A 23,980-nucleotide genomic window follows, 5' to 3' on the forward strand; every position below is an offset into this window, starting at 1 on the left:
TACCTCATTCGTCAGTGCGGGCGTACCGGCGCGCGCGCCCCTGAACCCCGATGAAGTGGAACGGCGCCGGCGATGTCGGCGCGATCTCACGGTCGACCTCGCTCGACGCCGAGTGCGCGGCGTGCAGCGCCCGATACGCATCGACGTCGAGCGGCTCCCGGGAATCGAGGATGCGCTTCGTCGCCTCGGTACGGAGTGCCGTGCGGTAGCCGGGACGAATTCGCAGCGAGAAGAACTCGCCGATGCTGCCCGAGCCGTAGCTGTACATCCCGACGCGCCGATCGGTCAGGTCGTCTTCACCGTCGAGAAGGGCGGCGAGAGCGAAGTAGAGGGATGCCGTGTACGAGTTGCCCAACCGACGGTTGTACCGAGTGGTCGACTCCATCTGAGCGGGCGTCAGCGCGGCGCCGGTGTGCACCGCCAGGCGCTGGTGCGCCTTCACCGCCATCCGCGTGAACGGCTGGTGGTGGCAGAAGTAGTCGATCGACTCGATCGCCGCGCCCCCGCGCGCCCGATAGTCGTCCCATGCCCCGACGAAGGCGTCGAGATAGGCGTCGATCGAGAGCTTGCCGTTCACGACGGCCGTGTCACTGTCGTTCGGTCGCCAGAAGTCGTCGACATCGGCGGTGTGGATGCCGGTGGCCGGCTCGACCTCGGCGATCGCGGGATCCTGCGTGACGAGCATCGCAACTGCACCGGCGCCCTGCGTGGGCTCCGCGGCGGTGTCGACCGCGTATCGGGCGACGTCCGCCGCGATCACGAGCACCGACTCCTTCGGTTGGCGCGCGACGATCCCGAGGGCGAACTGCAGAGCGGCCGTGGCGGAGTAGCAGGCCTGCTTGAGCTCGACGACGCGGGTCGCGGGATCCAGCCCGAGGAGTTCGTGCACGAACACCGCCGCCGACTTCGACTGATCGACGCCCGACTCGGTCGCGAAGAGCACGGTGCGGATGCCGGTGGCTCCGTGGCGCTCGACGATGGGCAGCGCGGCCGCGGCCGCCATCGTGACGATGTCCTCATCGGGGGCGGGGACGCTCATCTGATCCTGACCGAGGCCGATCCGATACTTGTCGGGATCGATGCCGGCGCGCTCCGCGAGGAGGGCGAGATCGAGAACGCGGCTCGCGGTGGCGATGGACAGGTCGTGGATGCCGACGACGGTCACTTCGCACCTCCCTGACGACGCTCGAGCAACAGATGCGAGGCCATGAGTTCTCCCTGGTTGGTCTGGGCCGCGAGCAACGACAGCTCGCCGCACAGCACCGTCGCGGCGATGAGCGAGGCGAGGCGGCGGGCGTTGCCTCCCGGCGCGCGCTCCTCGCGGCAGCCGAGACGCTCGAGCGCGTCCTCCACGGCCGGGAGGTCCTTGCCGTTGCCGACGGTGCCGACGATGAGGTTCGGCAGCGTGCAGGAGAAGAGCAGGTCGCCGTCTCCGCGCTCCTCCGCATAGGTGATGCCCTGCGAGCCCTCGACGATGTTCGCCGCGTCCTGCCCCGTGGCGAGGTAGAACGCGAGGAGCATGTTCGCGTAGTGCGCGTTCGCGGAACGCAGCGCCCCGGCGATCGTGGAACCCACGAGGTTCTTGCGCACGTTCAGTTCGACGATGCGACGGGCCGTCGAACGCAGCTGCTGCTCGACGATGTCGGCGGGGATGAGGATCTCGGCGATCACGCTGCGCCCCCGACCGAGGATGCCGTTCACCGCGGTGGCCTTCTTGTCGGAGCAGTAGTTGCCCGAGATCGAGCCGTACTCCAACTCGGGGTGCCAGGCGAGAACCCGTTCCATGAGCCCCTCGGCTGCCAGAGTCACCATGTTGTGGCCGGACGCGTCTCCGGTCGTCAGCGCGAACCGCACGAACAGCAGGTGTCCGACGATCTCGGTGTCGAGGTCGATGAGCCGCGCATGACGGCTGCGCTCCGAGACGACCGCTCCGAGCTCGTCTCGGCGCGCCTCGATGCTGCGGGCTGCAGCGACCGCATCGGCCGCCGATGGCGCGACGAACAGCGAGGATCGCGTCATCCGCTCGTCCACCACGGTGGCGCGGATGCCGCCGGCGACGAGCCGCGATACCCGGGCACCCCGCCCCACCGACGGCCACAGCGGCGACTCGTAGGTCGCGAGCGGCACGGACTGCTCGCCCTCGACCTCGCCGCTGAGCAGCAGCGGACCGACCCAGCGCGTGGGGATGGGGGTGAACAGGGCGTCGGACATGGGGAGCCTTTCGGTCATCGTGCGTCGGAGCGCCGCGAGAGGGCCGCGAGGTCGATGCCCCGCGCGCGGCAGAAGTCTGCGGTGTCGCCGGTGACGACGAGATCGGTGCACACCAGGTCGGAGGTCGCTGCGGCGCCGAGGAGCGCCGAGAGCGCTGTGAGATGCGTGGTCCATTCCACGAGGCGCGAGGCGAGCGCCTCGGGACCGCCGTCGAGCACCGTCTTGAGGAACGGGCCGGAGACGCCCACCGCCCGTGCGCCGAGCGCCAGGGCGCGCACGGCATCGAGCGGAGTGCGCACGCCGCCGGAGGCGAGGAGGACCGGGGCGGATGCCGGGGCGTCGATCAGGCACTCGACGGCCGACTGCCCCCATCCCGCCAGGTAGGCGTAGCCCTCTCCCCCGCGGCGGGCGTTCTCGACACGGACGAAGTCCGTTCCTCCGCGACCGGACACGTCTGCGGCGGCGACGCCGAGATCGGCGAGGAGGGCGAGCGTGCGGGCGCTCAGCCCGAAACCGACCTCCTTCACGACCACCGGCACGTCGACGGCCGCCACCAGCGACTCGAGCGACCGCTGCCACGACGAGAACGCGCGGCGTCCCTCGGGCATGACCGTCTCCTGCACGCTGTTGACGTGCACCTGCAACGCGTTCGCCTCGATCAGATCGATGGCTCGGCGCGCGTCGTCCGGCGTGCGTTCGACACCCAGATTGGCGAAGAGGAACCCGTCGGGATGCTCTTCGCGGAGCACACGGAACGTGGAAGCGAGAGAGGGATTCTCCAGCGCGACGCTCATCGATCCCGAAGCCAGCGGCACTCCCGCCTCCCGCGCGGCGATCGCGAGGTCGCGGTTGATGCGTCCGGTGCTCTCGCTTCCGCCGGTCATCGCGTTGACGTAGAGAGGCACGCTCCAGCGTGCTCCCAGCAGGTCACCCGCGAGGCTGACGCGCTCGGCGTCGATCCCCGCGAGGGCGTGATGCACGAACGCGACGTCGTCGAAGCCGTTCGATGCGATGCGCGCTTCGCCCTGCTGGGCTGCGGCGAGCCGCACGTGATCGTCCTTGCGCTCAGAGGACATCGAGCACCCCCTCGGGCGGGTGCACGCCGATCGTGAGGTGACGCACGTCGTGGTGCTCCCACTCGCGGAAGATGTCGGCGAGATCGGTGTGCACGGGAGCGAGCACGATGCCGCAGTCGCCGCCGCCCGCGCCGGAGGGCTTCGCGGCCGCCCCCGCCGCCTCGGCGATATCGCACAGCACTGCGAGCTGCGCGGTCTCGATCGGCAGACCGGCCTGGGCGCCGAGGCGCTGCAACAGTCGTCGGGCTTCCCGGATGCCGTCGAGGGTCGCCGCGTCGTCGCCGCGCGAGAGCGACTCCCACAGGGCCGACACGCACGCGCGCGAGTCGAGCAGGAATGCGGGGTGATCGACCGCTCCCGCCAGCGTTCGGCGGCCGAGTTCGTCGACGAGTCGCGCCGTCGACGCGGGTTCACCGGTCCAGCCCACGACGAACCGCAGCTGCTCCGGCGGATGCAGACGCACGATCTGGAGGCCCGCCCAGAGGTTCTCGTCCGCGAGCAGCGGTGCGATCGGTCCGTTCTCGGATCTCTCTCCGAGGAGATCCCGGTCGGGCGCGCGATAGCCGATCCATCCGCCGAAGGCGCTCGCTGCCAGGTCGCCCCCCGATGCGCTGGGGTTGACCCGGATCGTCGCGAGCATCGACAGCTTGAACGCCGTCAGGCGATCCAGGCCCAGCCCGTAGAACTCGTCGAGTGCGCGCACGGTCGCCACCGTGACCGCCGCCGAGGAGCCCAGGCCGAACTTGCGTCCGCTGACGTCGTCGAGACCGCTCTCGATCCGCAGATCGAAGAAGCGCGGGGCGACCCGCAGGTCGGCGCGGAGCCTCTCGACGATCGTGATCGCCGCCAGCACGTAGTCGTAGGGGTGGTGCTCCGGATCGATGCGCAGTCCGTCGGCACTGCGGGTCCACAGCAGCGGCGAACGCCCGTACTCGGGCGAGTGGATGCTCCCGGCTCCGACGCTCTCCGACACCGAGACCGACACGTACCGGTCGACGGCGACGAGCACGGAGGGCTCGCCCGGGGAGACGACCGCGTACTCCCCCGCGATGAACAGCTTGCCCGGTGCGCGGACCGTGATGACCGGACTCATGCGAGCACCTCCACTCCGGGCCCCGGACGCGCGATCATGGTCTCCGCGAGCGGACGGACCGCCGCGGCCACGGCATCCGCGTCCTGCGGCCGGCACAGGAACACGACGTTGGGCCCTGCATCGGCGGTCGCGTAGACCGGAAGACCGTCGGCTCGGAGCGACTCCGCGAGGTCGAAGAGGGCGACGCTCACCGGCGACAGGTACCGCACGGGCGGATCGCACGACTGGATGACCGCGTGCATGCGGAGCGCGTTCGTCTCGGTGATCCGCCCGAGGCGCTCGACGTCGCCGTCACGGCTGGCCTGCACCGCGGCCGACAGCGTCTCCGTCGTCGACGAGACCCACGCGGGGTAGAACGGCGACGTGAGCGCCGTCCGCTTCATGGCGTCGCGGCTCGAGACGGCTTTCTCCTCGGAATTCACGATCGCGATCACCATCGCGAGATCGGGGGCGTCGAGCGGCTCGGCGAAGGACTCCTCATCACTGCCTGCGTGCCACACCGCGAACCCCGGGATCACCGATCGCGCCGCAGATCCGGACCCGCGGCGGGCGAGACGGCTGAGCGCCGTTCGGTCGAGGTCGAGGCCGTACGCACGCGACGCCGCCGCGGCGAGGGCGGCGAACCCCGACGCGGAGGAGGCGAGACCAGCGGCGGAGGGCACCGTATTCACGGAATCGACCACGGCCGCGGTCCGGGACCCGGCCATCTCCCGCACGATGTCGAGGAAGCGCACGACACGATCACGGACCACTCCCTCACGGACCGCTCCGTTGAGCACGACCTCGTCGTGCGCGGCATCCGGCGCGAGCGTCACGGTCGTGGTCGTGGGGAACACGTCCAGCGTCATCGAGAGGCTGCCCGTCGCGGGCAGGTTCAACGCCGTGTCCGCTTTTCCCCAGTACTTGACGAGGGCGATGTTCGGGTGGGCGCGGGCCGTGACGGCGGTCATCGCGTTCCTCTCAGTTCGGTGGTCCAGGTGGCGGCGGCGCCTCGTCCGCGAAGGTCGTGCGCGAGCTCCGTCGCATGATCGGGATCACGCGCCAGCACGAGCACGCATCCTCCCCGACCGCCTCCGGTGAGCTTGGCTCCGAGCGCGCCGCCCGTGCGGGCGATGCCGGCGAGCCGGTCGAGCGCGGGATCTCCGACTCCCAGCTCCCCGAGCAGCGCATGCGCCTCGTCCATTCGGACGCCGATCTCCTCCGGCCTCGGGGATGCCAGCGCCGCCCGACCCTCGCGGGCGAGCGCTCCGAGCCGATCGAGCCGCCGCTCCACGGCGATCGGATCGGCGTCGCGCAGCGCGCGGACGGCGGCGACGGCCTCGCGCGTGCGTCCCCGCACTCCGGAGTCTGCGATCACGAACGACAGGGGACCCGCGACCTCGAGATCGTGCGCGCTGCTGTCCTGGAACCACACCGGCCGGTCGGAGACGACCGTGCGTGCGTCGAGCCCGCTGGGCGACGTGTGCGCGGCGCGTTCCGCGATCTGGATCAGATGATGACGTTCGGTGGGATCGAGTTCGTGACCGAAGGCGGCGGCGACGGCCTGCACGATGGCCGCCGACACTGCGGCGCTCGATCCCACACCGCGTTCCGCGGGCAGGTCGCTCTCGACGTGCACCCGTACCCCGGAGCGGTCGGCGCCGACCGCGCTCATCGTCGCCTCGACCGCGCGAGCGGTGGAGGCGAGGCGGTCGGGAACCCGACCGAGGTCACCGGTGTAGAGCGCGCTGTGCAGAAGACGGCGCTCAGGCAGCGGCTCCGCCTCGGCACGAACGCGAAGATCGCGCAGCGGAAGGGCGATCGCGGGGTGCCCGTAGACGACGGCGTGCTCCCCGAAGAGGATCGCCTTGCCCGACGCGGTCCCTACGCCGATCACCGGGTCGCTGTCGTGCGCGCCCCTCTGCGGAGCGGCGAAGGATTCGCCCGGTGTTCTGCTGTCGTCGGAAGCCGTGATTCTCATCTTTACTAAGGCAAGCCTAATCCACTGTCACGGCACGGTAGGGCGGGTGGGACTTGAACCCACGATCGTCGGGTTATGAGCCCGCTGCCTTGACCAGCTTGGCCACCGCCCCGTGTACGTCCAGCCTAGCGGTGCCCCGGGTCATACCTCCGTCGCGCGCGCGTGCACCTGCTTGTGCGCGAGATAGATGTCGGCGTTCGCGAGCAGTCCGGCACGCTCCTCCTCGGTCAGGGCGCGACGCACCTTCGCAGGAACGCCCGCGACGAGAGATCCGTCCGGCACCTCGGTGCCTCCCAGCACGACGGCACCACCCGCGATCAGACACCCGCTCCCGATCACCGCGCCGCTGAGGATCACCGCCCCCATGCCGATCAACGAACCGTCGCCGATCGAGCATCCGTGCACGACGGCGTTGTGCCCGATCGACACATGGCGCCCGATCAGCACCGGGTGTCCGGCGTCCACGTGCACCGAGACGTTGTCCTGCACGTTGCTGCCCGCTCCGATCACGATGGAGGCCGAATCGGCCCGGAGAACCGCGTTGTACCAGACGCTCGACGACGCCGCGAGAGTGACGTCGCCGACGATGCGAGCACCCTCGGCGACGAACGCCTCGGGATCGATCGACGGCTCCCGATCGGGGAGGGCGAGGACGGATGCTCCGGATGCGATGCTCATGAGGCGAGACTATCCTCACTTCCGCGTGATTCCGCGGATTTTCGGGACGGTTAGCGGAGCCTCAGCTTGCTTGCGGAATGTTTCAACCTGAGTAGCGTTGTCTTCATCAGGTACGAAAAGGCACCTCGGAGGAGCACAAGATGAGCAAGGTACAGACCGTTTCCACCACCGCCAGCGACCCCACCGTGGCTGCTGCCGCCGCACAGTTCCTCTCGCCCGTCGTCCTGGGCCTGCAGGCGCTCACGATCAACGGCAAGCAGGCGCACTGGCACGTGCGCGGCGCCAACTTCGTCGGCGTCCACGAACTCCTCGACACGATCGTCGCCCACGCCGGCGACTTCGCCGACACCGCGGCGGAGCGCATCGTCGCCCTCGGTCTCCCGATCGACGCCCGCGTGAGCGCGGTCGCCGCGAAGGCCGGCGAGACCGGCGTCCCCGCCGGCTTCACGCAGTCGGACGAACTCGTCCGCGCCGTGATCGCCGACATCGACGCGATCCTGGTCGACACCAAGGCCGCGATCGACGGCCTCGACGAGGTCGACCTCACGAGCCAGGACGTCGCGATCGAGATCATGCGCGGCCTCGAGAAGGACCGTTGGTTCCTCGTCTCGCACATCGCCGCGTAATCTCGTCGCACGAGAACGAGAGAAGGGCCCCGGGATTCGATCCCGGGGCCCTTCGTGCTGTTCAGGCCCGGTGGGTGACGCGACCGGCGAGCAGTGTCGCGACCACCGACATGTCGCGCAGGTGCGTCCCCGTCGCTCGCCGCGGATCCGCGGCGCACAACGCCAGGTCTGCGGGAGCTCCGGGAACGCTCGTCGACCGGATGCTGGCCTGCAGCGCCTGATCGAAGGTCACCGCTTCCTCGGGATGCCAGGCGTCGCGCGCGTTCTCGGTGCGTGTGACGGCGGCGGCCATCGCCTGCCAGGGGTCGAGGGCAGCCACCGGCGCATCGGAACCGAACCTCACATCGGCCCCCGCGGCGAACAGCGATGCGAGCGGGTACCCCAGGGAATCCTGCGTCGCCCACAGCCGCTCCGCGAGATCGCGGTCGTCGATCGCGTGCTGCGGCTGCACACTCGCGGTGACGCCGAGTCGGGCGAATCGCGCGAGATCGGCGTGCCGGACGAGCTGCGCGTGCTCGATGGAGCCCACGGCCCCGGTCATGGCGAAGGCGTCCAGCGCGGTGGAGGCCGCGCGATCGCCGATCGCGTGCACGGCGACGGCGAGGCCCGCGCCGGTCGCGGTGGTCAGCAGTCCGATCAGCTCCTCGCGGGGAACCGTCATCACCCCGAAGTTGTAGGGATCGCCCGGGTACGCGTGCGTGCACGCCGCGGTCCGCGTGCCGAGCGAGCCGTCGCTGATGATCTTCAACGGTCCCACCCGGATGAGGCCTCGTCGCGCCTGCGGAAGGTCCGCATCGTCGACGAGCTCACCGGTACGAAGACCCTCCGCCACCGCCCGAGCCAGGTCGAACGGGTACACCGCGAACTCGACCCGGTGCGCGGCGAACCCGCTCGCGACACGGCGCGGCCAGGCATCCGCGTTCCAGGCCATGTCGAAGTCGACGATCCCGGTCACCCCGCGAGCCGCGGCCTCCTCCCCCGCTCGCTGCACTGCGCGGTCCGCATGCTCGGGGTCGACCGCGTTCAGACGACGCGAGATCTCGAATGCCCCCTCCTCGCGCAGCACCCCGTCGGTGGTCGACATGCCCTCGCGCCGCAGCGCCGCGGAGTTCAGCCACACGCTGTGCACGTCGGCGTTGATGAGGTACGTCGGCACGTCACCGGTCGCCGCGTCCAACACGGCGAGCGTCGGGCGGTCGTCCCAGAGCGCGTCGCGATACCCCGTTCCCACGCGCCGCCCGTCCGACAGAGGCGCGACCGCCCCCATCCGGGACGCCGCCTCGGCGGCCGAGGGCGCGTCACCCAGCGGCTCGCGCTCGGCCGCCAACGCCCACTGCACCGTGTGCACGTGGTTGTCCCAGAGCCCCGGCACCGCCCACGCCCCCTCGGCATCGAGCACCGCACCGTTCGGGCGCAGGGCGCCGGCGGGCGCGATGTCGGCAATCCGTCCGTCCGCGATCACGATGTCCACCGGCTCCTCGTCGATCAGGAACTCGCGGCCGGGTCCGGCGATGCGAACCCCGCGGATCATCCCGACCTCGTCACCGACGACGCTCATGCCCGCTTCTCCTTCCGTGCGTCCTGCGCCCGACGCATCTCCGATGCCAACGCCGGGTTGGCGTACGGCCCCTCGCCGATCAGTTCGCCGATGACCGTTTCGATCGTCTCCGCGGGCTTGTTCTGGCTGAGCTTGCGCTTCGCGACCACGCGCGTCGGGGTCAACCGGAAGCCGACGGTGCCGGCCGCAAGACGCTCGATGAAGGCCGCATCGTTCGGCCGCTCCCACATCCGTCGCGGGTCGGGAAGCTCGCTCTCGAAACGGTCGACGAGACGGTCCAGCACCGCGAGGTTCTCGTCGGCGCTCAGGATCTCGGGCACGCCCGACAGGTGCACCGCGGTGTAGTTCCACGTCGGCACAGCGGCCACATCGCCGTACCAACCCGGCGAGATGTAACCGTGCGGCCCCTGGAAGACGATGAGGATCTCACCGTCGCCGAGTCCGTGGATGAGGTCATCGGGCCGGCCGACGTGACCCACCACCGTCAGGTCGTCGCTCGCGTCGTCCAGCAGTACGGCGTAGTGCGAGGCGACGAGTCCATCGGCGGTGCTGCTCGTGATCGTGGCCCAGGGATTCGCCCCGATCACGCGACGGATCTCCGCCCGATCGGCGAGAGTGAAGCTGGGATTCTGACGCATCCTCCCAGCCTAGGACTCGACTCGATCCCGGGCTCTCACGCCTGGCAGCGCGGGCACCAGTAGAGCTTGCGCGCGCCGATCTCCTCGAGGGCGATCTCGGTACCGCACACGCGACACGGCAGACCCGCGCGGTGGTAGACCCAGTGCCTGTCGTCACGGCTCGCCATGGCTGCTCGATACCGCTCGGGCGACAGGTCGTCCATCGTCATCATCTGGCCGGTCTCGACGCCGATCGCCAGCAGCCGCACCCAATCGTGCCAGAGGGCACGCACGACGTCCTCGGGAACGTCACGTCCCGGGGTGTGCGGGTTGAGCCGCTGCCGATAGAGCATCTCGGCGCGGTACACGTTTCCGATGCCGCTCACGACCGACTGGTCCATCAGCAGGAGGGCGATGACCGTCTGCTTCTTCCGCACTGCGCGGACGAAGCGCTCCTCGTTCTCGACCGGGTCTCCGACGAGCGGGTCCGGTCCGAGCTTCGCGATGGTCGCGAGCATCTCGTCGGGGGTCTGCAGGACGCACGCGGTGGGGCCGCGGAGATCGGCGGCGGTGATGTCGGTCATCAGACGCAGACGTACCTGCCCGACCACGGGCGGCGGCCACTCCACGCCCTCGTCGGCGAGGCCCTTGGTCTGCTCCGACATGCGCACGTGCACGCGCGTGCGCCGCGGGGCGCCGATCGATGCGAGCGAGTTCTCTCCGGCGTCGTCGAGGATCTCCTCGTCGATGACCGTGCCGCGCTGGTTGGTCTGCCCCATCCGACCGTTCGCCGAGGCGATCGTCGGGTCGACGAGGATCTCTCCCGCGAAGTCCCAGGCGCCGTAGAGGCCGAGGTGCACGCGCAGCCACACGTCGCCCTCGGCCTCGAGGAACATCTGCTTGCCGACGGCCTGCACGCTCACGGCGGATCGGCCGTCGAGAACCGCGGCGCCCTCGGCGAATCGGCCCTGCGGGCTGGCGGCGGAGAGCGTCTTCCCGATGAAGTTGCGGTCGAACTGGCGCGCGATCCGGTGGACGGAATGACCCTCGGGCATGTCAGGCCCGCGGGTCCGGCAGCAGGGAGCCGTCGCGCTCGAAGTCGGCGATCTGCCCGATCCGACGAACGTGGCGCTCCTCGCCCGAGAAGGGCGTGGCGAGGAAGAGATCGATGAACGACGTGACCTCGTCGTACGTGTGCTGACGGGCGCCGATCGAGATCACGTTCGCGTCGTTGTGCTCGCGGGCGAGCTCGGCGGTCGACAGGTTCCAGACGAGCGCGGCGCGGATGCCCTGCACCTTGTTCGCCGCGATCTGCTCGCCGTTGCCCGACCCGCCGAAGACGATGCCGGCGGCTTCGATCCCCGCGGCCTGGTCCGCGACGACGGCCTGTGCGGCACGGATGCAGAACGCCGGGTAGTCGTCGAGCGCGTCGTACGCGATCGGCCCATGATCGGTGACATCGTGGCCCGCCGCGCGCAGATGCTCCTGCAACTGGGTCGAGAACTCGAGACCGGCGTGATCGGTGGCGATGTGGATGCGCATGGCCTTCATTCTATTGACGCCACCGACATCGTGTCGGACTACGGGGCGATGCCCGCGGCCGCCGGCTTGAAGCCGGCGCGCACGTTCTCGCAGCAGCCGGGACGGCAGACGTCGAAACCGCCCGGAAGGTCGGTCAGGTGCTGGCGCTCACTCCGCGGACGCCCCTCGAGACGCTCCTGGATCAGGTCGACGATCCCGGCGACGAACGTGGGCGACACACCCGGGGTGGGCGTGCGGGTGAAGGCGAGTCCCGCTTCCTCCGCCGCTTCCTTGGCCTCGGTGTCGAGGTCCCAGAGCACCTCCATGTGGTCGCTCATGAAGCCCAGCGGAACGACGGCGACGGCCCGGCGTCCGCGCCCGGGCAGCTCGGCGATGACGTCGCACACGTCGGGGTCGAGCCACGGCTGCGATGGGGGGCCCGAGCGCGACTGGTAGACGAGCTCCCACGACACACCGGCACCGGTCGGCAGCGTCTGCAGCACGCGGTCCATCACCCAGGCCGCGACGGCCTCGTGCTGCGCCGCGTACGCGCCGCCCTCACCCCAGTCGATGTCGCGCGCGCCGGAGCGCTGCGCGTCCTCCGTCGGGATGCTGTGCGTGGAGAACAGGATCTGGATGTCGGATGCCGCGATCCCGTCGGCGAGGAAGCCCTCGATCGCTTCGCGGACGCCGGTCTCGAAGGCGTCGACGAATCCGGGGTGGTCGTAGAACGGGCGGATCTTGTCGATCGTGACGCTGTCACCGAGGCCGGTCTCCTGCAGAACGCCCGCGAAGTCCTCGCGGTACTGCCGGCAGCTCGAGAACGAGCTGTACGCGCTCGTCGCGAAGGCGAGCAGCGTCGAGTGACCGTTGTCGGATGCCGTCGTCACCGCGTCCGCGAGATACGGCGTCCAGTTGCGGTTGCCCCAGTACACGGGCAGATCGATGCCCCGCGCGGCGAGTTCGGCTTCGAGCGCCGCCTTGAGCGCGCGGTTCTGGCCGTTGATCGGACTCACGCCGCCGAAGTGACGGTAGTGATGTGCGACCTCTTCGAGCCGCTCGTCGGGGATGCCGCGCCCTCGCGTCACATTGCGCAGGAAGGGGATCACGTCCTCCTGCCCCTCCGGTCCGCCGAAGCCGGCGAGGAGGATCCCGTCGTAGGCGACGGGGGTCGTGACGATGGCTGCACCTCCGGCCGCGGCAGCAGAGGCAAAGGGGACGACTACGGGTTCGATCGCGCTCACCCTCCTATCCTTTCACCTCGACGGAGTGGCGAGGGTCGCGCGCTGGCGTAGTCTGTCATGGTTGCCGTCGGCGCCAACTGCGCCATTCCCCGGCGACGACCCCTCACCCCTGGGAGTAAAGCTGTGCCTGGAGAGAACCTCACCCGTATCGAAGCGCAGGAGCGTCGCGACGTCGTCGGCACCGAGTCGTACGACATCGCACTCGACCTGACGAAGGGCGCCGAGATCTTCGGATCCCGGAGCGTCGTCCGCTTCACCGCGACGCCCGACAGCTTCACGTTCATCGACCTGATCGCGCGCGATGTGCGCGAGATCTCGCTCAACGGCGAGCAGCTCGACCCGAACGAGGTCTTTGCGGACTCGCGCATCACCCTCACGGGCCTGCAGGCCGAGAACGTGCTGGTCGTCGACGCCGACTGCCTCTACACGAACACGGGCGAGGGCCTGCACCGCTTCGTCGATCCCGTCGACGGCGAGGTCTACCTCTACTCCCAGTTCGAGGTGCCCGACTCCCGTCGCGTGTTCGCGGTGTTCGAGCAGCCCGATCTGAAGGCCACGTTCCAGTTCACGATCACGGCGCCCGCCGCCTGGAAGGTGATCTCGAACTCCCCCACGCCCGAGCCCATCGTGCACGACGACGACGTCACCGCGACCTGGGGCTTCGAGCCGACCCCCCGCATCTCCTCGTACATCACGGCCCTGATCGCCGGCCCGTACGAGTCGACCTTCTCCGAGCTCACGAGCGCATCCGGCCGCGTCATCCCCCTCGGTGTCTACGGACGCAAGAGCCTCTGGCAGCACCTCGACGCCGACTACATCTTCGACAAGACCCGTGAGGGCTTCGCCTATTACGAGTCCAAGTTCGGCGTTCCCTACCCGTTCGCCAAGTACGACCAGCTCTTCGTGCCGGAGTTCAACGCCGGAGCCATGGAGAACGCCGGCGCTGTCACCTTCACCGAGACCTACGTCTTCCGCAGCAAGGTGACGGATGCCGTGAAGGAGCGTCGTGTCGTCACGATCCTCCACGAGCTCGCACACATGTGGTTCGGCGATCTGGTGACCATGAAGTGGTGGAACGACCTCTGGCTGAACGAGTCGTTCGCCGAGTGGGCGTCAACCATCGCGACCGCCGAAGCCACGGAGTGGACCGAGGCATGGACGACCTTCAACGCGATGGAGAAGACCTGGGCGTACCGCCAGGACCAGCTCCCGTCGACGCACCCGATCGTCGCCGAGATCAACGACCTCGAGGACGTACAGGTCAACTTCGACGGCATCACGTACGCCAAGGGCGGCTCCGTGCTCAAGCAGCTCGCCGCGTGGGTGGGCATCGAGGCCTTCTTCGCCGGTGTCTCGCAGTACTTCCAGAAGCACTCGTGGGGCAACACCGAGCTGAGCGATCTGCTCGTCGAGCTCGAGGCCACCAGCGGACGCGACCTGAGCACGTGGTCGAAGAAATGGCTCGAGACCGCGGGGGTCAACACCCTCGAGCCCGTCATCGCGGAGGACGGCAACGGCACGATCTCGCGCTTCGCCGTGACGCAGACCGCCCCGGCCGACTACCCGACGATCCGCCCGCACCGTCTGGGCATCGGGTTCTACAACCTGACCGACGGTGCACTCAGCCGCACGCACTACGTCGAGGTCGACGTCGACGGCGATCGCACCGAGGTGCCGGAGCTGCAGGGCCTGGCCCAGCCCGACCTCGTGCTGCTGAACGACCAGGACCTCGCCTACGCGAAGATCCGCCTCGACGAGCGCTCGCTCGCCACGGCGATCGCGCACCTCGCCGACATCCACGATCCGCTCGCGCGCTCGCTCGTCTGGGGTGCGGCGTGGGATCAGACCCGCGACGCCGAGAGCGCGGCATCCGACTACATCGATCTCGTGCTCGGCAACATCGGCCGGGAGAGCGAGTCGACGACCGTGCGCACGACGCTCGCGCAGCTGCGCACGGCGGCGACGCTCTACGTCGCGCCCGAGGAGCGCGACGCGGCGCGACTCAAGGTCGCCGACGGCCTCTGGGCACTCGCCGAGTCGGCCGAGTCCGGCAGCGACAGCCAACTGCAGTTCGTCACCGCCTTCGCCACCTCTCTCGTGACGCCGGAGCACGCGGGCATCGTCGGTCGCCTGCGCTCGGGCGAGGAGACGCTGCCCGGTCTCGAGATCGATGCCGACCTGAGCTGGCAGCTGCTGGTGGGCCTCGCGACCATCGGGGCCACGGATGCCGCGACGATCGACGCCGCTCTCGCCGCGGACAACACCTCCAAGGGTGGCGAGTTCGCCGCGCAGGCACGTGCGGCTCTCCCCGACGTCGCATCCAAGAAGGCGGCGTGGGCCTCTCTCGTCGACCGTGACGATGCCCCGAACACGATCGTCCGCTCCGCGGCTCTCGGCTTCGTGCACCCCGCGGGTGCCGAAGCTCTCCGCGAGTTCGTCGGGCCGTACTTCGAGATGCTCCTCCCCGTGTGGGAGTCGCGCACCTATCAGATCGCGCAGTACCTCGTGACGGGTCTGTTCCCGACGGCACTGGCCGATGTCGCTCTTCGCGACGCGACGCGCGCGTGGCTGTCCGAGCATCAGGATGCGGCGCCGGCGCTGCGCCGCCTCGTGCTCGAGAACCTCGCCGACGTCGAGCGCGCGCTCACCGCGCAGTCCCGCGACAGCGACGACTGAGCGTCTGCGGGACGGGGCCCGGGGTGCGTCTGACGACGTCGCCCCGGGCCCCTTCTCGTACCCAGCCCGCACCGAGACCCGATCGCTAGAATCGGTGGCGATGATCATTCCGTTCGAGAACACCGATCCCGTCGAGCCGACCGACGTCCCCGCGATCTGGGAGGAGACGCTCCGCGTGTTGGGGATCGTCGGAGGCAAAGCACTCCTGGTCGCGATCATCATCGTGAGCTGCGTGCTCATCGCCCTCGTGCTGCGCGTGGTCATCCGTCGGGTCGTGCACCGCATCGTCGACAGCGCGAAGAACAAGGCATCCGTAGACGACACGCAGGCCCTGGAACGCTCACCGCTCGCCGACATGCGCCTCGTGCAGCGCACACGCACCCTGGGGTCGATCCTCCAGAACATCGTGAACGTGATGCTGGTGATCATCGCGCTCGTGCTCATCGTGAACGCGATCGACAACAGCCTGCTCGGCTCCCTGACGTTGCTGACCGCCGCGGTCGGTGCCGGCCTCGGTTTCGGCGCCCAGAACATCGTCAAGGACGTGCTGAACGGCATCTTCCTCGTCGCCGAGGATCAGATCGGCATCGGCGACGTCGTCGACCTCGGTCTCGCGACCGGCGTGGTCGAGTACGTGAGCGTGCGCATCACGCAGGTGCGCGATGTCAACGGCACCCTCTGGTACGTGCGCAACGGCGAGGTCCTGCGCATCGGCAACATGTCGCAGGGCTGGGCCCGCGCGATCATCGACATCGGCGTGCCCGTCGACTCCGATCTCGAAGTGGTCGAGCAAACGATGCTCGACACCGCCCTCGCCCTCGCGAAGGACCCGAAGTGGCGCACCCGGATCGTCGAGAAGCCCGAGCTGTGGGGCCTGGAATCGATCGAGGGCGACGCCCTCGTCGTGCGCATCGTGATCAAGGCCCGCGCGAACGCGAAGGACGACGTCGCTCAGGAGCTGCGCAAGCGTCTGCGCTCGGCACTGGCCGAGAAGGAGATCGCGATCCCCCGCATGCACGCCGTGATCCCCACCGGCCTCGACGGAGCGCGACGCGTACGCGGAGCGAATCCCCCCAAGACGCGTCCGAACGCCGTGACCGGCGTTCCGGTGATCCCCGACCGCGGGATCTGGCGGCGCAAGAAGCCCACCACGGGCGACGGGAGCACGGACAAGTGACGTTCTACGACGAGGTCGGCGGCCGCGAGACGTTCGCGAAGATCGTCTCGGTCTTCTACCGCGAGGTCGCGATCGATCCGGTGCTGAAGCCCATGTACCCCGAGGAGGATCTCGGTCCCGCGGAAGAGCGGCTGCTGCTGTTCCTCGAGCAGTACTGGGGAGGGCCCACCACGTACGGGGAGACCCGTGGGCACCCGCGGCTGCGCATGCGCCACATGCCGTTCCACGTCGACCCCGACGCCCGCGATCGTTGGCTCCGCTGCATGCGCACCGCCGTCGACGAGGCGGAGTTGTCGCCTCTGCACGAATCCACGCTCTGGGACTACCTCGAGCGCGCCGCATATGCCATGGTGAACACGTTCGAGCCGTCGGGAATCGGTGCCGGCGCCGACGGACGCCCCACGCTCGAGACCCGCTCACGTCAGGAATCAACGGAGACACCATGACGAACTCACCCCTGTCCACGGATGTCCTGGTGATCGGATGGGGGTTGGCCGGACTCGTCGCCGCTTCCGAGGCGCTCGACGCCGGTCGCCGCGTCGTGCTCATCGATCAGGAGCCGCGCACGAACCTCGGCGGACAGGCGTGGTGGTCGTTCGGCGGACTGTTCTTCATCGATTCCCCCGAGCAGCGACGCCTCGGCATCCGCGACTCGATCGAGCTCGCGACGCAGGACTGGTTCGGCTCCGCCGGTTTCGACCGCCCGGAGGACGAGTGGCCGCGCCGATGGGCGGAGGCCTACCTGCAGTTCGCTGCCGGGGAGAAGCGCGCCTGGCTGCGCGAACGGGGCGTCGGCTTCTTCCCCGTCGTGGGATGGGCGGAACGCGGAGGGTATGGAGCGATCGGCCCCGGAAACTCCGTGCCGCGTTTCCACATCACCTGGGGCACGGGCCCCGGAGTGGTCGCTCCCTTCGCGGCCCGGGTCGAACAGGGCGAGCGCGAGGGGCGGCTCACCGTCTTGCCCCGCCATCGCGTCACCGCACTCTTCACGGCCGACGGCGCCGTATCGGGTGCACGCGGCGACATCCTCGCCTCGAACGGCGAAGAGCGCGGCATCCCCTCCTCCCGAGAGATCGTCGGCGACTTCGAGATCCGTGCGGGCGCGACGATCGTGGCCTCGGGCGGCATCGGCGGCAACCACGATCTGGTGCGTGCGGCCTGGCCCGAGCGGCTCGGCACTCCCCCGGCCCACATGCTCACCGGGGTGCCCGCCTACGTCGACGGTTCGATGCAGCGCGTCTCCGCCGAGGCCGGCGCCCGGCTGATCAACGGCGACCGCATGTGGCACTACGTCGAGGGCATCACGAACTGGGATCCGGTCTGGCCGTCGCACGGCATCCGCATCCTCCCCGGTCCCTCATCGCTCTGGCTCGATGCGACCGGATCGCGCCTTCCCGTACCGCTGTATCCGGGCTTCGACACGCTCGGCACCCTGGCTCACCTGCGCACGACGGGCCATGACCACTCGTGGTTCGTGACCTCCCGTCAGATCATCGAGAAGGAGTTCGCGCTCTCCGGGAGCGAGCAGAACCCGGACCTCACCGGTAAGGACGTCGGGCTGCTGCTGAAGTCGCGTCTCGCCAAGGGACCGACGGGCCCCGTCCAGTCGTTCCTCGATGAGGGCGCTGACTTCATCGTCGAGAACGATCTCGAGTCGTTGCTCGAGCAGATGCAGGCGCATCCGGGCGGAGAACACCTCGACATCGACACCGTGCGGCGCGAGGTGCAGGCGCGTGATCGGGAGATCGAGAACGAGTTCACCAAGGATGCCCAGATCGGCATGCTCCGCTCGATGCGCAGCTACCGCGGCGACAAGCTCATCCGCACAGCCGCACCGCATCGTCTGCAGGACCCGTCCGCCGGCCCCATGGTCGCCGTGAAGCTCCATGTGCTCACCCGCAAGTCGCTCGGAGGCATCCAGACCGATCTCGACGGGCGTGCGCTCGACGGCCAGGGCTCTGCCATCCCCGGTCTCTTCGCGGCAGGCGAGGCGAGCGGCTTCGGCGGCGGTGGCGTGCACGGCTATCGCGCGCTCGAAGGGACGTTCCTGGGCGGCTGCCTGTTCTCCGGACGGCAGGCAGGACGCGCCGCGGCGCGATGAGCCGGCAGCCGGCGGCTAGATCGAGCCCTGGAGTCCCGTACCCCGCACGGCGGTGAGTCCGGTCGCGACGGGACCGCGCGCGAGCACATGCCCGCGACGGAATGCGAGGCGAGACCATCGCCCCGAGCGCGTCACCGGCACCTGCTCCTCACCCGAGATGAATCCCAGCGCGTCGGCCGCGAAGGCGATCCCGCGCGGCAGGCCCGCCACCTCCTCGTCCGGTTCGCCCCAGATTGCCGCACGCAACGCGCGGACGGCTTCCTCTCCGGCGCCGGGAGTCGCACCGCGCGCGACGGCGGAGATCCCCCACTGGGCACGATTCGCGATGACGGATGCCGGAAGCGCGGCGATCTGCTCCCATCCGCTTCGCGGCGGCGCGACACCCGCCCACGCCGGGGAGAGACCCGTCTCGGGTAGTGCGAGTCGCACGTCGTCGTCACCGGCTGTGAGTCGGTCGACCACGATGTCGCACTGCAGCTCGGGATCGGCATGGACGATGCGCATCGCCAGCACGGTGGGGGTCTGGTCGAACAGCCCCTGCGGAGCGAGCGCCGCGGTGGTCAACGCGAGAACTCCGTTCGCCGCCTGCAGACGCACCCCCTCGTCGGTGATCCGCGCCGCCCGTCCCAGGAAGGTGAGGACGTCTTTCGCGGTCTCGCGGTCGGCGAGCAGGAGGTCGTGGGGCACGGGTTCTAAACTATCAACGGAGCGGTGGTCCGGCCGCGGAGAGGGAGATATGAGCGCGGAGAGCCACGCCGTCCGCACCGTCGAGCAGTTGCTCGAGGTGCTCGATCTCGATTCGACGCAGGCGCGTACGACGGAGGACATCTTCACCGGCGCGTCGCACCCGATGCCCACCGGCCGTATCTACGGCGGCCAGGTGCTCGCCCAGAGCCTCATCGCCGCCGAGCGCACGCTCCCCGAAGACCGACCGGTGCATTCGATGCACGGCTACTTCCTGCGCCCGGGCGATTCCGCACAGGGGATAACGATCGCGGTCGATCGCATCCACGACGGGCGGTCGTTCTCCACCCGGCGGTCGCAGGCGTACCAGAACGGGGTGCCGATCTTCTCGATGATCGCCTCGTTCCAGGACGAGGATCCCGGCGTCGAGCATGCCGAGCCGCTACCCGAGGGAATCCCCGATCCGGAGACACTCGCCCCGGATGAGGCGACGGTCGAGGGCCTACCCGGCGGGACGGTGCGGATGCTGACCGACCGCGCTGCCGACATCCGTCACGTCGGCCACCCGCTCTACCTGCCGAGCCGTGACGAGCGGGCACCCCGTCAGGCGGTGTGGATGCGGATGCGCGCACCGCTTCCCGACGATCCGCGACTGCACCGCGCGGCTCTCGCGTACCTCAGCGACATGACGATCCAGGAGTCGATCCTGCGGGCGCACGGCGTCTACTGGGCGCTTCCCGGGCTGAAGGTGGCGAGTCTCGACCACGCCATGTGGTGGCATCGTCCGGCGCGGGTCGACGAGTGGTTGCTCTACGTGCAGGAGTCGCCGAATGCCCGCGGGGGTCGCGGACTCGCGACGGGACGCATCTACACGCGCGACGGAGCTCTGGTCGCGAGCGTCGCGCAGGAGATCATGATCCGCGTGCCCGAAGGCGCCTGAGCCACGATCCAGGGCTCGACCCGCTCAGCGGTGCGCGTACTCGATCGACGCGCCGACGTAGGGTTCCCACGCCTCGCGCATCTCTCCGGTGAGGCGGGTCGGCCGCCCGGTGCGGGCGTCGACGAGCACGATGATCGCGGTCGAGCGGGCGTAGATGGTGCGCGGCTCGGACGCGGGGTCGTTGTGCACCTCGTAGCAGACCTCGACGCTCGATCCGCCGAGCTTTCCGAACCACATCTGCACCTCGAGCGGCCGGCGCTGGTACGGCACCGGCGCGAGGTACTCGATCTCCTGGCGGGCGATGAGCGTGAGCACGCCCTCATCGATCCCCGAATCGAGCACAGCGGTCGAGGGGGCTTCCTCCCCCGGTCCCGCACGCCAGAACGCCCGCACGCGCGCCTCTTCGAGGAGCTTGAGCATAGAGGTGTTGTTGACGTGGTTGAATGCGTCCAGATCTCCCCACCGCAGGTGGATGGGAATGTGCAGACGGGGACCTGCCGCTGTGCTCGAATCGGACATCGGCGCTCAGTCGCGCGTGAGCTTGCGGTGCGTCGACCGGTGCGGCTTCGCCGCGTCCGGCCCGAGGCGCTCGATCTTGTTCTCCTCGTAGGCCTCGAAGTTGCCCTCGAACCAGTACCACTGGTCGGGCTTCTCGTCGGTGCCTTCGTACGCCAGGATGTGCGTGGCGATGCGGTCGAGGAACCACCGGTCGTGCGTGATGACCACGGCGCAGCCGGGGAACTCGAGCAGCGCGTTCTCGAGCGAGCTCAGCGTCTCGACGTCGAGGTCGTTGGTGGGCTCGTCGAGGAGGAGCAGGTTGCCGCCCTCCTTGAGCGTGAGGGCGAGGTTCAGACGGTTGCGCTCACCACCGGAGAGCACACCGGCCTTCTTCTGCTGGTCCGGCCCCTTGAAACCGAACTTCGACACATAGGCGCGCGACGGGATCTCGGTCTTGCCGACGGTGATGAAGTCGAGTCCGTCGGAGACGACCTCCCACAGCGTCTTGTCGGGGTCGATGTTCGCCCGAGACTGGTCGACGTAGCTGATCTTGACCGTCTCACCGATCTTCAGGGTGCCGCCGTCGAGCGGCTCCAGGCCCACGATCGTCTTGAACAGCGTCGTCTTTCCGACGCCGTTCGGGCCGATCACGCCGACGATGCCGTTGGGCGGCAGGTTGAAGCTGAGTCCATCGATGAGAGAGCGACCGTCGAAGCCCTTCTGCAGGTTCTTCGCGTCGATGACGATGCTGCCGAGTCGAGGACCGGCGGGGATCGTGATCTCCTCGAAGTCGAGCTTGCGGGTGCGCTCCGCCTCGGATGCCATCTCCTCGTAGCGGGCGAGACGCGCCTTCGACTTGGTCTGACGTCCCTTCGCGCTGGAGCGGACCCACTCGAGCTCCTCCTTGAGGCGCTTCGCGAGCTTGGCGTCCTTCTTGCCCTGGATCTCGAGGCGCTCGCCCTTCTTCTCGAGGTAGGTCGAGTAGTTGCCCTCGTAGCCGATCAGGCGACCACGGTCGACCTCTGCGATCCACTCGGCGACGTGGTCGAGGAAGTACCGGTCGTGGGTGATCGCGATGACCGCGCCCTTGTACGCCTGCAGGTGCTGCTCGAGCCAGAGCACACTCTCGGCATCGAGGTGGTTGGTGGGCTCGTCGAGCAGCAGCAGATCCGGCTTCTGCAGCAGCAGCTTGGCGAGAGCCACGCGGCGCTTCTCACCACCGGAGAGCGGAGCGATCGCCGCATCGGCCGGCGGGGTGCGGAGCGCATCCATCGCCTGGTCGAGCTGGGAGTCGAGGTCCCATCCGTCGGCTGCGTCGATCTCCTCCTGCAGGGTGCCCATCTCGGCGAGGAGGGCGTCGAAGTCGGCGTCGGGATCGGCCATCAGCGCCGAGATCTCGTTGAAACGGTCGACCTTCGCCTTGATGGCGATGCCGTCCTGGATGTTCTCGATCACCGTCTTGGATTCGTCGAGCTCCGGCTCCTGCATCAGGATGCCGACGCTGAACCCCGGCGAGAGCTTCGCCTCGCCGTTGGAGGGCGTGTCGAGGCCGGCCATGATCTTGAGGATCGTCGACTTACCGGCACCGTTCGGGCCGACCATGCCGATCTTCGCTCCGGGGAGGAAGGCCATCGTGACGTCATCGAGGATGAGCTTCTCGCCCACCGCCTTGCGCGCACGGACCATCGAGTAGATGTACTCTGCCACCGGGAATCGCTCCTTCTGTCGGCGTCTGATCGACACTCCAGCCTACCGGCTGGAGTGCGGGTCACCAGTCGATCGCGCGCGTGGTGCCGATGAGGCATCGCCCCTCGGCGAGTTGCGGCATCACCCGCGTCACCAGCTGGCCCGTCGACGGACCGACCTGGCCGATGAGGCACTCGGTGTCGCCCCAGCGCACCGAGAACTGCAGACTCTCGGCCGCGTTCCCCACGGTCGACTGGTCGTTGGTGACCTGCATCGCCGCTTTGTCGAAGCCGACGCCCACCAGCGCGTCGATGTACGCTCGCCCCTCGCCGCGCTGCTCGGAATCCCACACGCCCTGTGCGGTCTGAGTGAAGATCGGGAGGTTGTCGTCGGCGGAGCCGTCGGGCACGAAGGCGACCGCCACGGGGGCGTCGGTCGCCGAGGGCGACGGAGCCGAAGACGTGGGCGCGGGATCGGGGTCGCCCACGCAGCCCGCGAGCACGAGAACAGCGGCCGCAGCGACGGACGCACCGACGACCGCGCGTATGACGGGGAGGACCGATCGTCGAAGCACGCCCCGAGTCTACGGGGACGTGCCGACGATCGCCGTCACACGACACGGCGGGAGTCGCTGCCGCGCGCGGGCTCAGTAGAGTGCCGGCGCCGTCGCTTCCTCGTCCACCGCGGGGGTGTCCGTCTCGGCCCATGCCGTGTCGAGCGCGAGCGGCGCGGACTCCTCGTCGCCGCGATCCTCCCCGTCGGTGTCGCGAGCCGGGGTCGGCACCTCGGCGGCCGGCGTCGTGCGGCTCGAACGGAGGTAGGCCGTCGTCCCCCACCGGAGGTCGTGCCCGATCGCATCGGCGTCGATGTCGACGCTCGTGCCGCTCTTGCCGTTGCTCTCCCAATTGCGGATCCGCAGACGCCCGGTGACGATCACGCTGTCGCCGGAGCGCAGCGAGGCCTTCGCATGCTCGCCGAGCTGCCGATACGCGGCGACGGAGTACCAGTTCGTTCCGGAATCGACCCAGGCCTGGGCCGACTGATCGAATCGGCGATGGGTGCTCGCGAGACGGAAGTTCGTCACGGCGACGCCTCCGCCCGTCTGCGCCTGGTTGGGGTCGGTCGCCACCTTGCCGACGATCGTCACGGTATCCATCATCTCGTTCTCCTTCGCTCCCGAGTCTTCCGCTCGGCTCGCTCCAGACTGCGGCAGGCAAATGGCACTGCGGGACGAGTATCACGCGGTTGGTGGACGAACGGGAATCCCCGGTCAGCGTGCAGGAAGAGTGCCCCAGGCCGTCAATCCGAATGTCGGTGGTCGGTCATACGTTCGAGGTGAGAGGAGAACTCATGAACGACACACTGATCGCACCCACCACCGCACAGCCCTGGACGACGCCCCGCATCGCCTCGACGCGTGAACACCTGATCCGCGCCGCCGATCAGTTGTGGCGTGTGCAGGACAACGCGTCCGGCCGAGTCCTCGGCCACCTTCGCGTCGCCACCGATCCGCTCGGTCTGCGCTATCGCGCCGAGCGTCTCCACCTCGAGACCGGTGCGTTCCGACTGATCGGCGAGTTCTGGCGGGTCGACGACGCGGTATCCGCGCTGCGTTACTCGTGAACCGATGACGC

Annotated in this window: 24 protein-coding genes and 1 tRNA gene; 7 read left to right on the plus strand and 18 right to left on the minus strand. The window is 69.2% G+C overall.

Translation table 11 applies throughout. From position 1 onward, the window contains the following. Positions 1-4: 4 nt before the first annotated feature. The 8 genes from KZC52_RS02745 to KZC52_RS02780 form a co-directional block, all read right to left on the minus strand. A complete protein-coding gene (locus KZC52_RS02745) occupies positions 5-1,165 on the minus strand; it encodes a hydroxymethylglutaryl-CoA synthase (RefSeq protein WP_247622535.1) in 1,161 nt (386 codons plus the stop codon). Beyond that, entirely contained in the window at positions 1,162-2,211 is a 1,050-nt protein-coding gene (locus KZC52_RS02750) for a hydroxymethylglutaryl-coenzyme A reductase family protein (RefSeq protein ID WP_247622536.1), read from the minus strand. The genes KZC52_RS02745 and KZC52_RS02750 overlap by 4 nt, the downstream gene beginning before the upstream one ends. Positions 2,212-2,225: 14 nt before the next feature. Further along, the gene (gene fni, locus KZC52_RS02755) at positions 2,226-3,287 is read right to left on the minus strand and encodes a type 2 isopentenyl-diphosphate Delta-isomerase (protein ID WP_247622537.1); all 1,062 of its coding nucleotides are present in this window, start codon (positions 3,285-3,287) and stop codon (positions 2,226-2,228) included. Then, positions 3,277-4,380 carry a phosphomevalonate kinase gene (locus KZC52_RS02760; protein ID WP_247622538.1) on the minus strand — a complete coding sequence of 368 codons (1,104 nt, stop codon included), beginning with the start codon at positions 4,378-4,380 and terminating at the stop codon, positions 3,277-3,279. The genes fni and KZC52_RS02760 overlap by 11 nt, the downstream gene beginning before the upstream one ends. Next, the gene (gene mvaD / locus KZC52_RS02765) at positions 4,377-5,330 is read right to left on the minus strand and encodes a diphosphomevalonate decarboxylase (RefSeq protein WP_247622539.1); all 954 of its coding nucleotides are present in this window, start codon (positions 5,328-5,330) and stop codon (positions 4,377-4,379) included. The genes KZC52_RS02760 and mvaD overlap by 4 nt, the downstream gene beginning before the upstream one ends. After that, positions 5,327-6,340, minus strand: coding sequence for a mevalonate kinase (gene mvk / locus KZC52_RS02770; RefSeq protein WP_247622540.1), 1,014 nt, complete (start codon positions 6,338-6,340; stop codon positions 5,327-5,329). Before mvk ends, mvaD begins: the two co-directional genes overlap by 4 nt. A gap of 38 nt (positions 6,341-6,378) precedes the next feature. After that, positions 6,379-6,452, minus strand: a tRNA-Ile gene (locus KZC52_RS02775). Positions 6,453-6,481: 29 nt separating this feature from the next. Further along, positions 6,482-7,018 (minus strand): gamma carbonic anhydrase family protein, encoded by a 537-nt coding sequence (locus tag KZC52_RS02780; protein WP_247622541.1) that lies wholly within the window; start codon positions 7,016-7,018, stop codon positions 6,482-6,484. 140 nt (positions 7,019-7,158) lie between these two features. On the opposite strand from KZC52_RS02780, the gene KZC52_RS02785 reads away from it, so the two are divergent. Beyond that, entirely contained in the window at positions 7,159-7,644 is a 486-nt protein-coding gene (locus KZC52_RS02785) for a Dps family protein (RefSeq protein WP_247622542.1), read from the plus strand. Between the two features lie 61 nt (positions 7,645-7,705). Here the strand turns inward: KZC52_RS02785 and KZC52_RS02790 are convergent, their stop codons facing one another. From KZC52_RS02790 to KZC52_RS02810, 5 genes are read right to left on the minus strand one after another with little or no spacing between them, the layout of a single operon-like run. Beyond that, a complete protein-coding gene (locus KZC52_RS02790) occupies positions 7,706-9,202 on the minus strand; it encodes an amidohydrolase (protein WP_247622543.1) in 1,497 nt (498 codons plus the stop codon). Then, positions 9,199-9,840, minus strand: a complete 642-nt coding sequence (locus tag KZC52_RS02795; RefSeq protein WP_247622544.1) for an FMN-binding negative transcriptional regulator — start codon at positions 9,838-9,840, stop codon at positions 9,199-9,201. Before KZC52_RS02795 ends, KZC52_RS02790 begins: the two co-directional genes overlap by 4 nt. Before the next feature lie 35 nt (positions 9,841-9,875). Continuing rightward, the gene (locus tag KZC52_RS02800; protein WP_247622545.1) at positions 9,876-10,874 is read right to left on the minus strand and encodes an Fpg/Nei family DNA glycosylase; all 999 of its coding nucleotides are present in this window, start codon (positions 10,872-10,874) and stop codon (positions 9,876-9,878) included. A 1-nt stretch (position 10,875) separates the two neighbouring features. Then, complete coding sequence (locus KZC52_RS02805) at positions 10,876-11,361, minus strand: ribose-5-phosphate isomerase (protein WP_247622546.1); 486 nt, start codon at positions 11,359-11,361, stop codon at positions 10,876-10,878. 38 nt (positions 11,362-11,399) lie between these two features. Further along, the gene (locus KZC52_RS02810) at positions 11,400-12,584 is read right to left on the minus strand and encodes a ferrochelatase (RefSeq protein ID WP_247622547.1); all 1,185 of its coding nucleotides are present in this window, start codon (positions 12,582-12,584) and stop codon (positions 11,400-11,402) included. A 123-nt stretch (positions 12,585-12,707) separates the two neighbouring features. Here KZC52_RS02810 and pepN point away from each other — a divergent pair, with 123 nt between their 5' ends. From pepN to KZC52_RS02830, 4 genes are all read left to right on the plus strand, one after another. Next, positions 12,708-15,260: an aminopeptidase N gene (gene pepN, locus KZC52_RS02815; RefSeq protein ID WP_247622548.1), complete on the plus strand. Its 2,553-nt coding sequence runs from the start codon at positions 12,708-12,710 to the stop codon at positions 15,258-15,260. Between the two features lie 100 nt (positions 15,261-15,360). Beyond that, positions 15,361-16,437, plus strand: coding sequence for a mechanosensitive ion channel family protein (locus tag KZC52_RS02820; protein ID WP_247622549.1), 1,077 nt, complete (start codon positions 15,361-15,363; stop codon positions 16,435-16,437). Next, positions 16,434-16,883, plus strand: a complete 450-nt coding sequence (locus tag KZC52_RS02825; RefSeq protein ID WP_247622550.1) for a globin — start codon at positions 16,434-16,436, stop codon at positions 16,881-16,883. The genes KZC52_RS02820 and KZC52_RS02825 overlap by 4 nt, the downstream gene beginning before the upstream one ends. After that, positions 16,880-18,538, plus strand: a complete 1,659-nt coding sequence (locus KZC52_RS02830) for an FAD-binding dehydrogenase (RefSeq protein ID WP_247622551.1) — start codon at positions 16,880-16,882, stop codon at positions 18,536-18,538. Before KZC52_RS02825 ends, KZC52_RS02830 begins: the two co-directional genes overlap by 4 nt. 15 nt (positions 18,539-18,553) lie before the next feature. Here KZC52_RS02830 and KZC52_RS02835 read toward each other — a convergent pair whose 3' ends face one another. After that, positions 18,554-19,225 (minus strand): DUF8185 domain-containing protein, encoded by a 672-nt coding sequence (locus tag KZC52_RS02835; protein ID WP_247622552.1) that lies wholly within the window; start codon positions 19,223-19,225, stop codon positions 18,554-18,556. A gap of 49 nt (positions 19,226-19,274) precedes the next feature. Between KZC52_RS02835 and KZC52_RS02840 the strand changes: the two genes are divergently transcribed. Continuing rightward, positions 19,275-20,162 (plus strand): acyl-CoA thioesterase, encoded by an 888-nt coding sequence (locus KZC52_RS02840; protein ID WP_247622553.1) that lies wholly within the window; start codon positions 19,275-19,277, stop codon positions 20,160-20,162. 24 nt (positions 20,163-20,186) lie between these two features. Here the strand turns inward: KZC52_RS02840 and KZC52_RS02845 are convergent, their stop codons facing one another. From KZC52_RS02845 to KZC52_RS02860, 4 genes are all read right to left on the minus strand, one after another. Further along, entirely contained in the window at positions 20,187-20,681 is a 495-nt protein-coding gene (locus KZC52_RS02845) for an acyl-CoA thioesterase (protein ID WP_247622554.1), read from the minus strand. A gap of 6 nt (positions 20,682-20,687) precedes the next feature. Continuing rightward, on the minus strand, positions 20,688-22,367 hold the full coding sequence (ettA, locus tag KZC52_RS02850) for an energy-dependent translational throttle protein EttA (RefSeq protein ID WP_247622555.1): 1,680 nt from the start codon (positions 22,365-22,367) through the stop codon (positions 20,688-20,690). Positions 22,368-22,428: 61 nt separating this feature from the next. Next, positions 22,429-22,920 (minus strand): DUF6993 domain-containing protein, encoded by a 492-nt coding sequence (locus KZC52_RS02855; RefSeq protein WP_247622556.1) that lies wholly within the window; start codon positions 22,918-22,920, stop codon positions 22,429-22,431. A gap of 72 nt (positions 22,921-22,992) precedes the next feature. Continuing rightward, positions 22,993-23,505 carry a single-stranded DNA-binding protein gene (locus KZC52_RS02860; RefSeq protein ID WP_247622557.1) on the minus strand — a complete coding sequence of 171 codons (513 nt, stop codon included), beginning with the start codon at positions 23,503-23,505 and terminating at the stop codon, positions 22,993-22,995. A gap of 191 nt (positions 23,506-23,696) precedes the next feature. Between KZC52_RS02860 and KZC52_RS02865 the strand changes: the two genes are divergently transcribed. Next, positions 23,697-23,969 (plus strand): hypothetical protein, encoded by a 273-nt coding sequence (locus KZC52_RS02865; RefSeq protein WP_247622558.1) that lies wholly within the window; start codon positions 23,697-23,699, stop codon positions 23,967-23,969. Positions 23,970-23,980 lie beyond the last annotated feature (11 nt).

Source organism: Microbacterium galbinum (assembly GCF_023091225.1).
Taxonomy (GTDB): domain Bacteria; phylum Actinomycetota; class Actinomycetes; order Actinomycetales; family Microbacteriaceae; genus Microbacterium; species Microbacterium galbinum.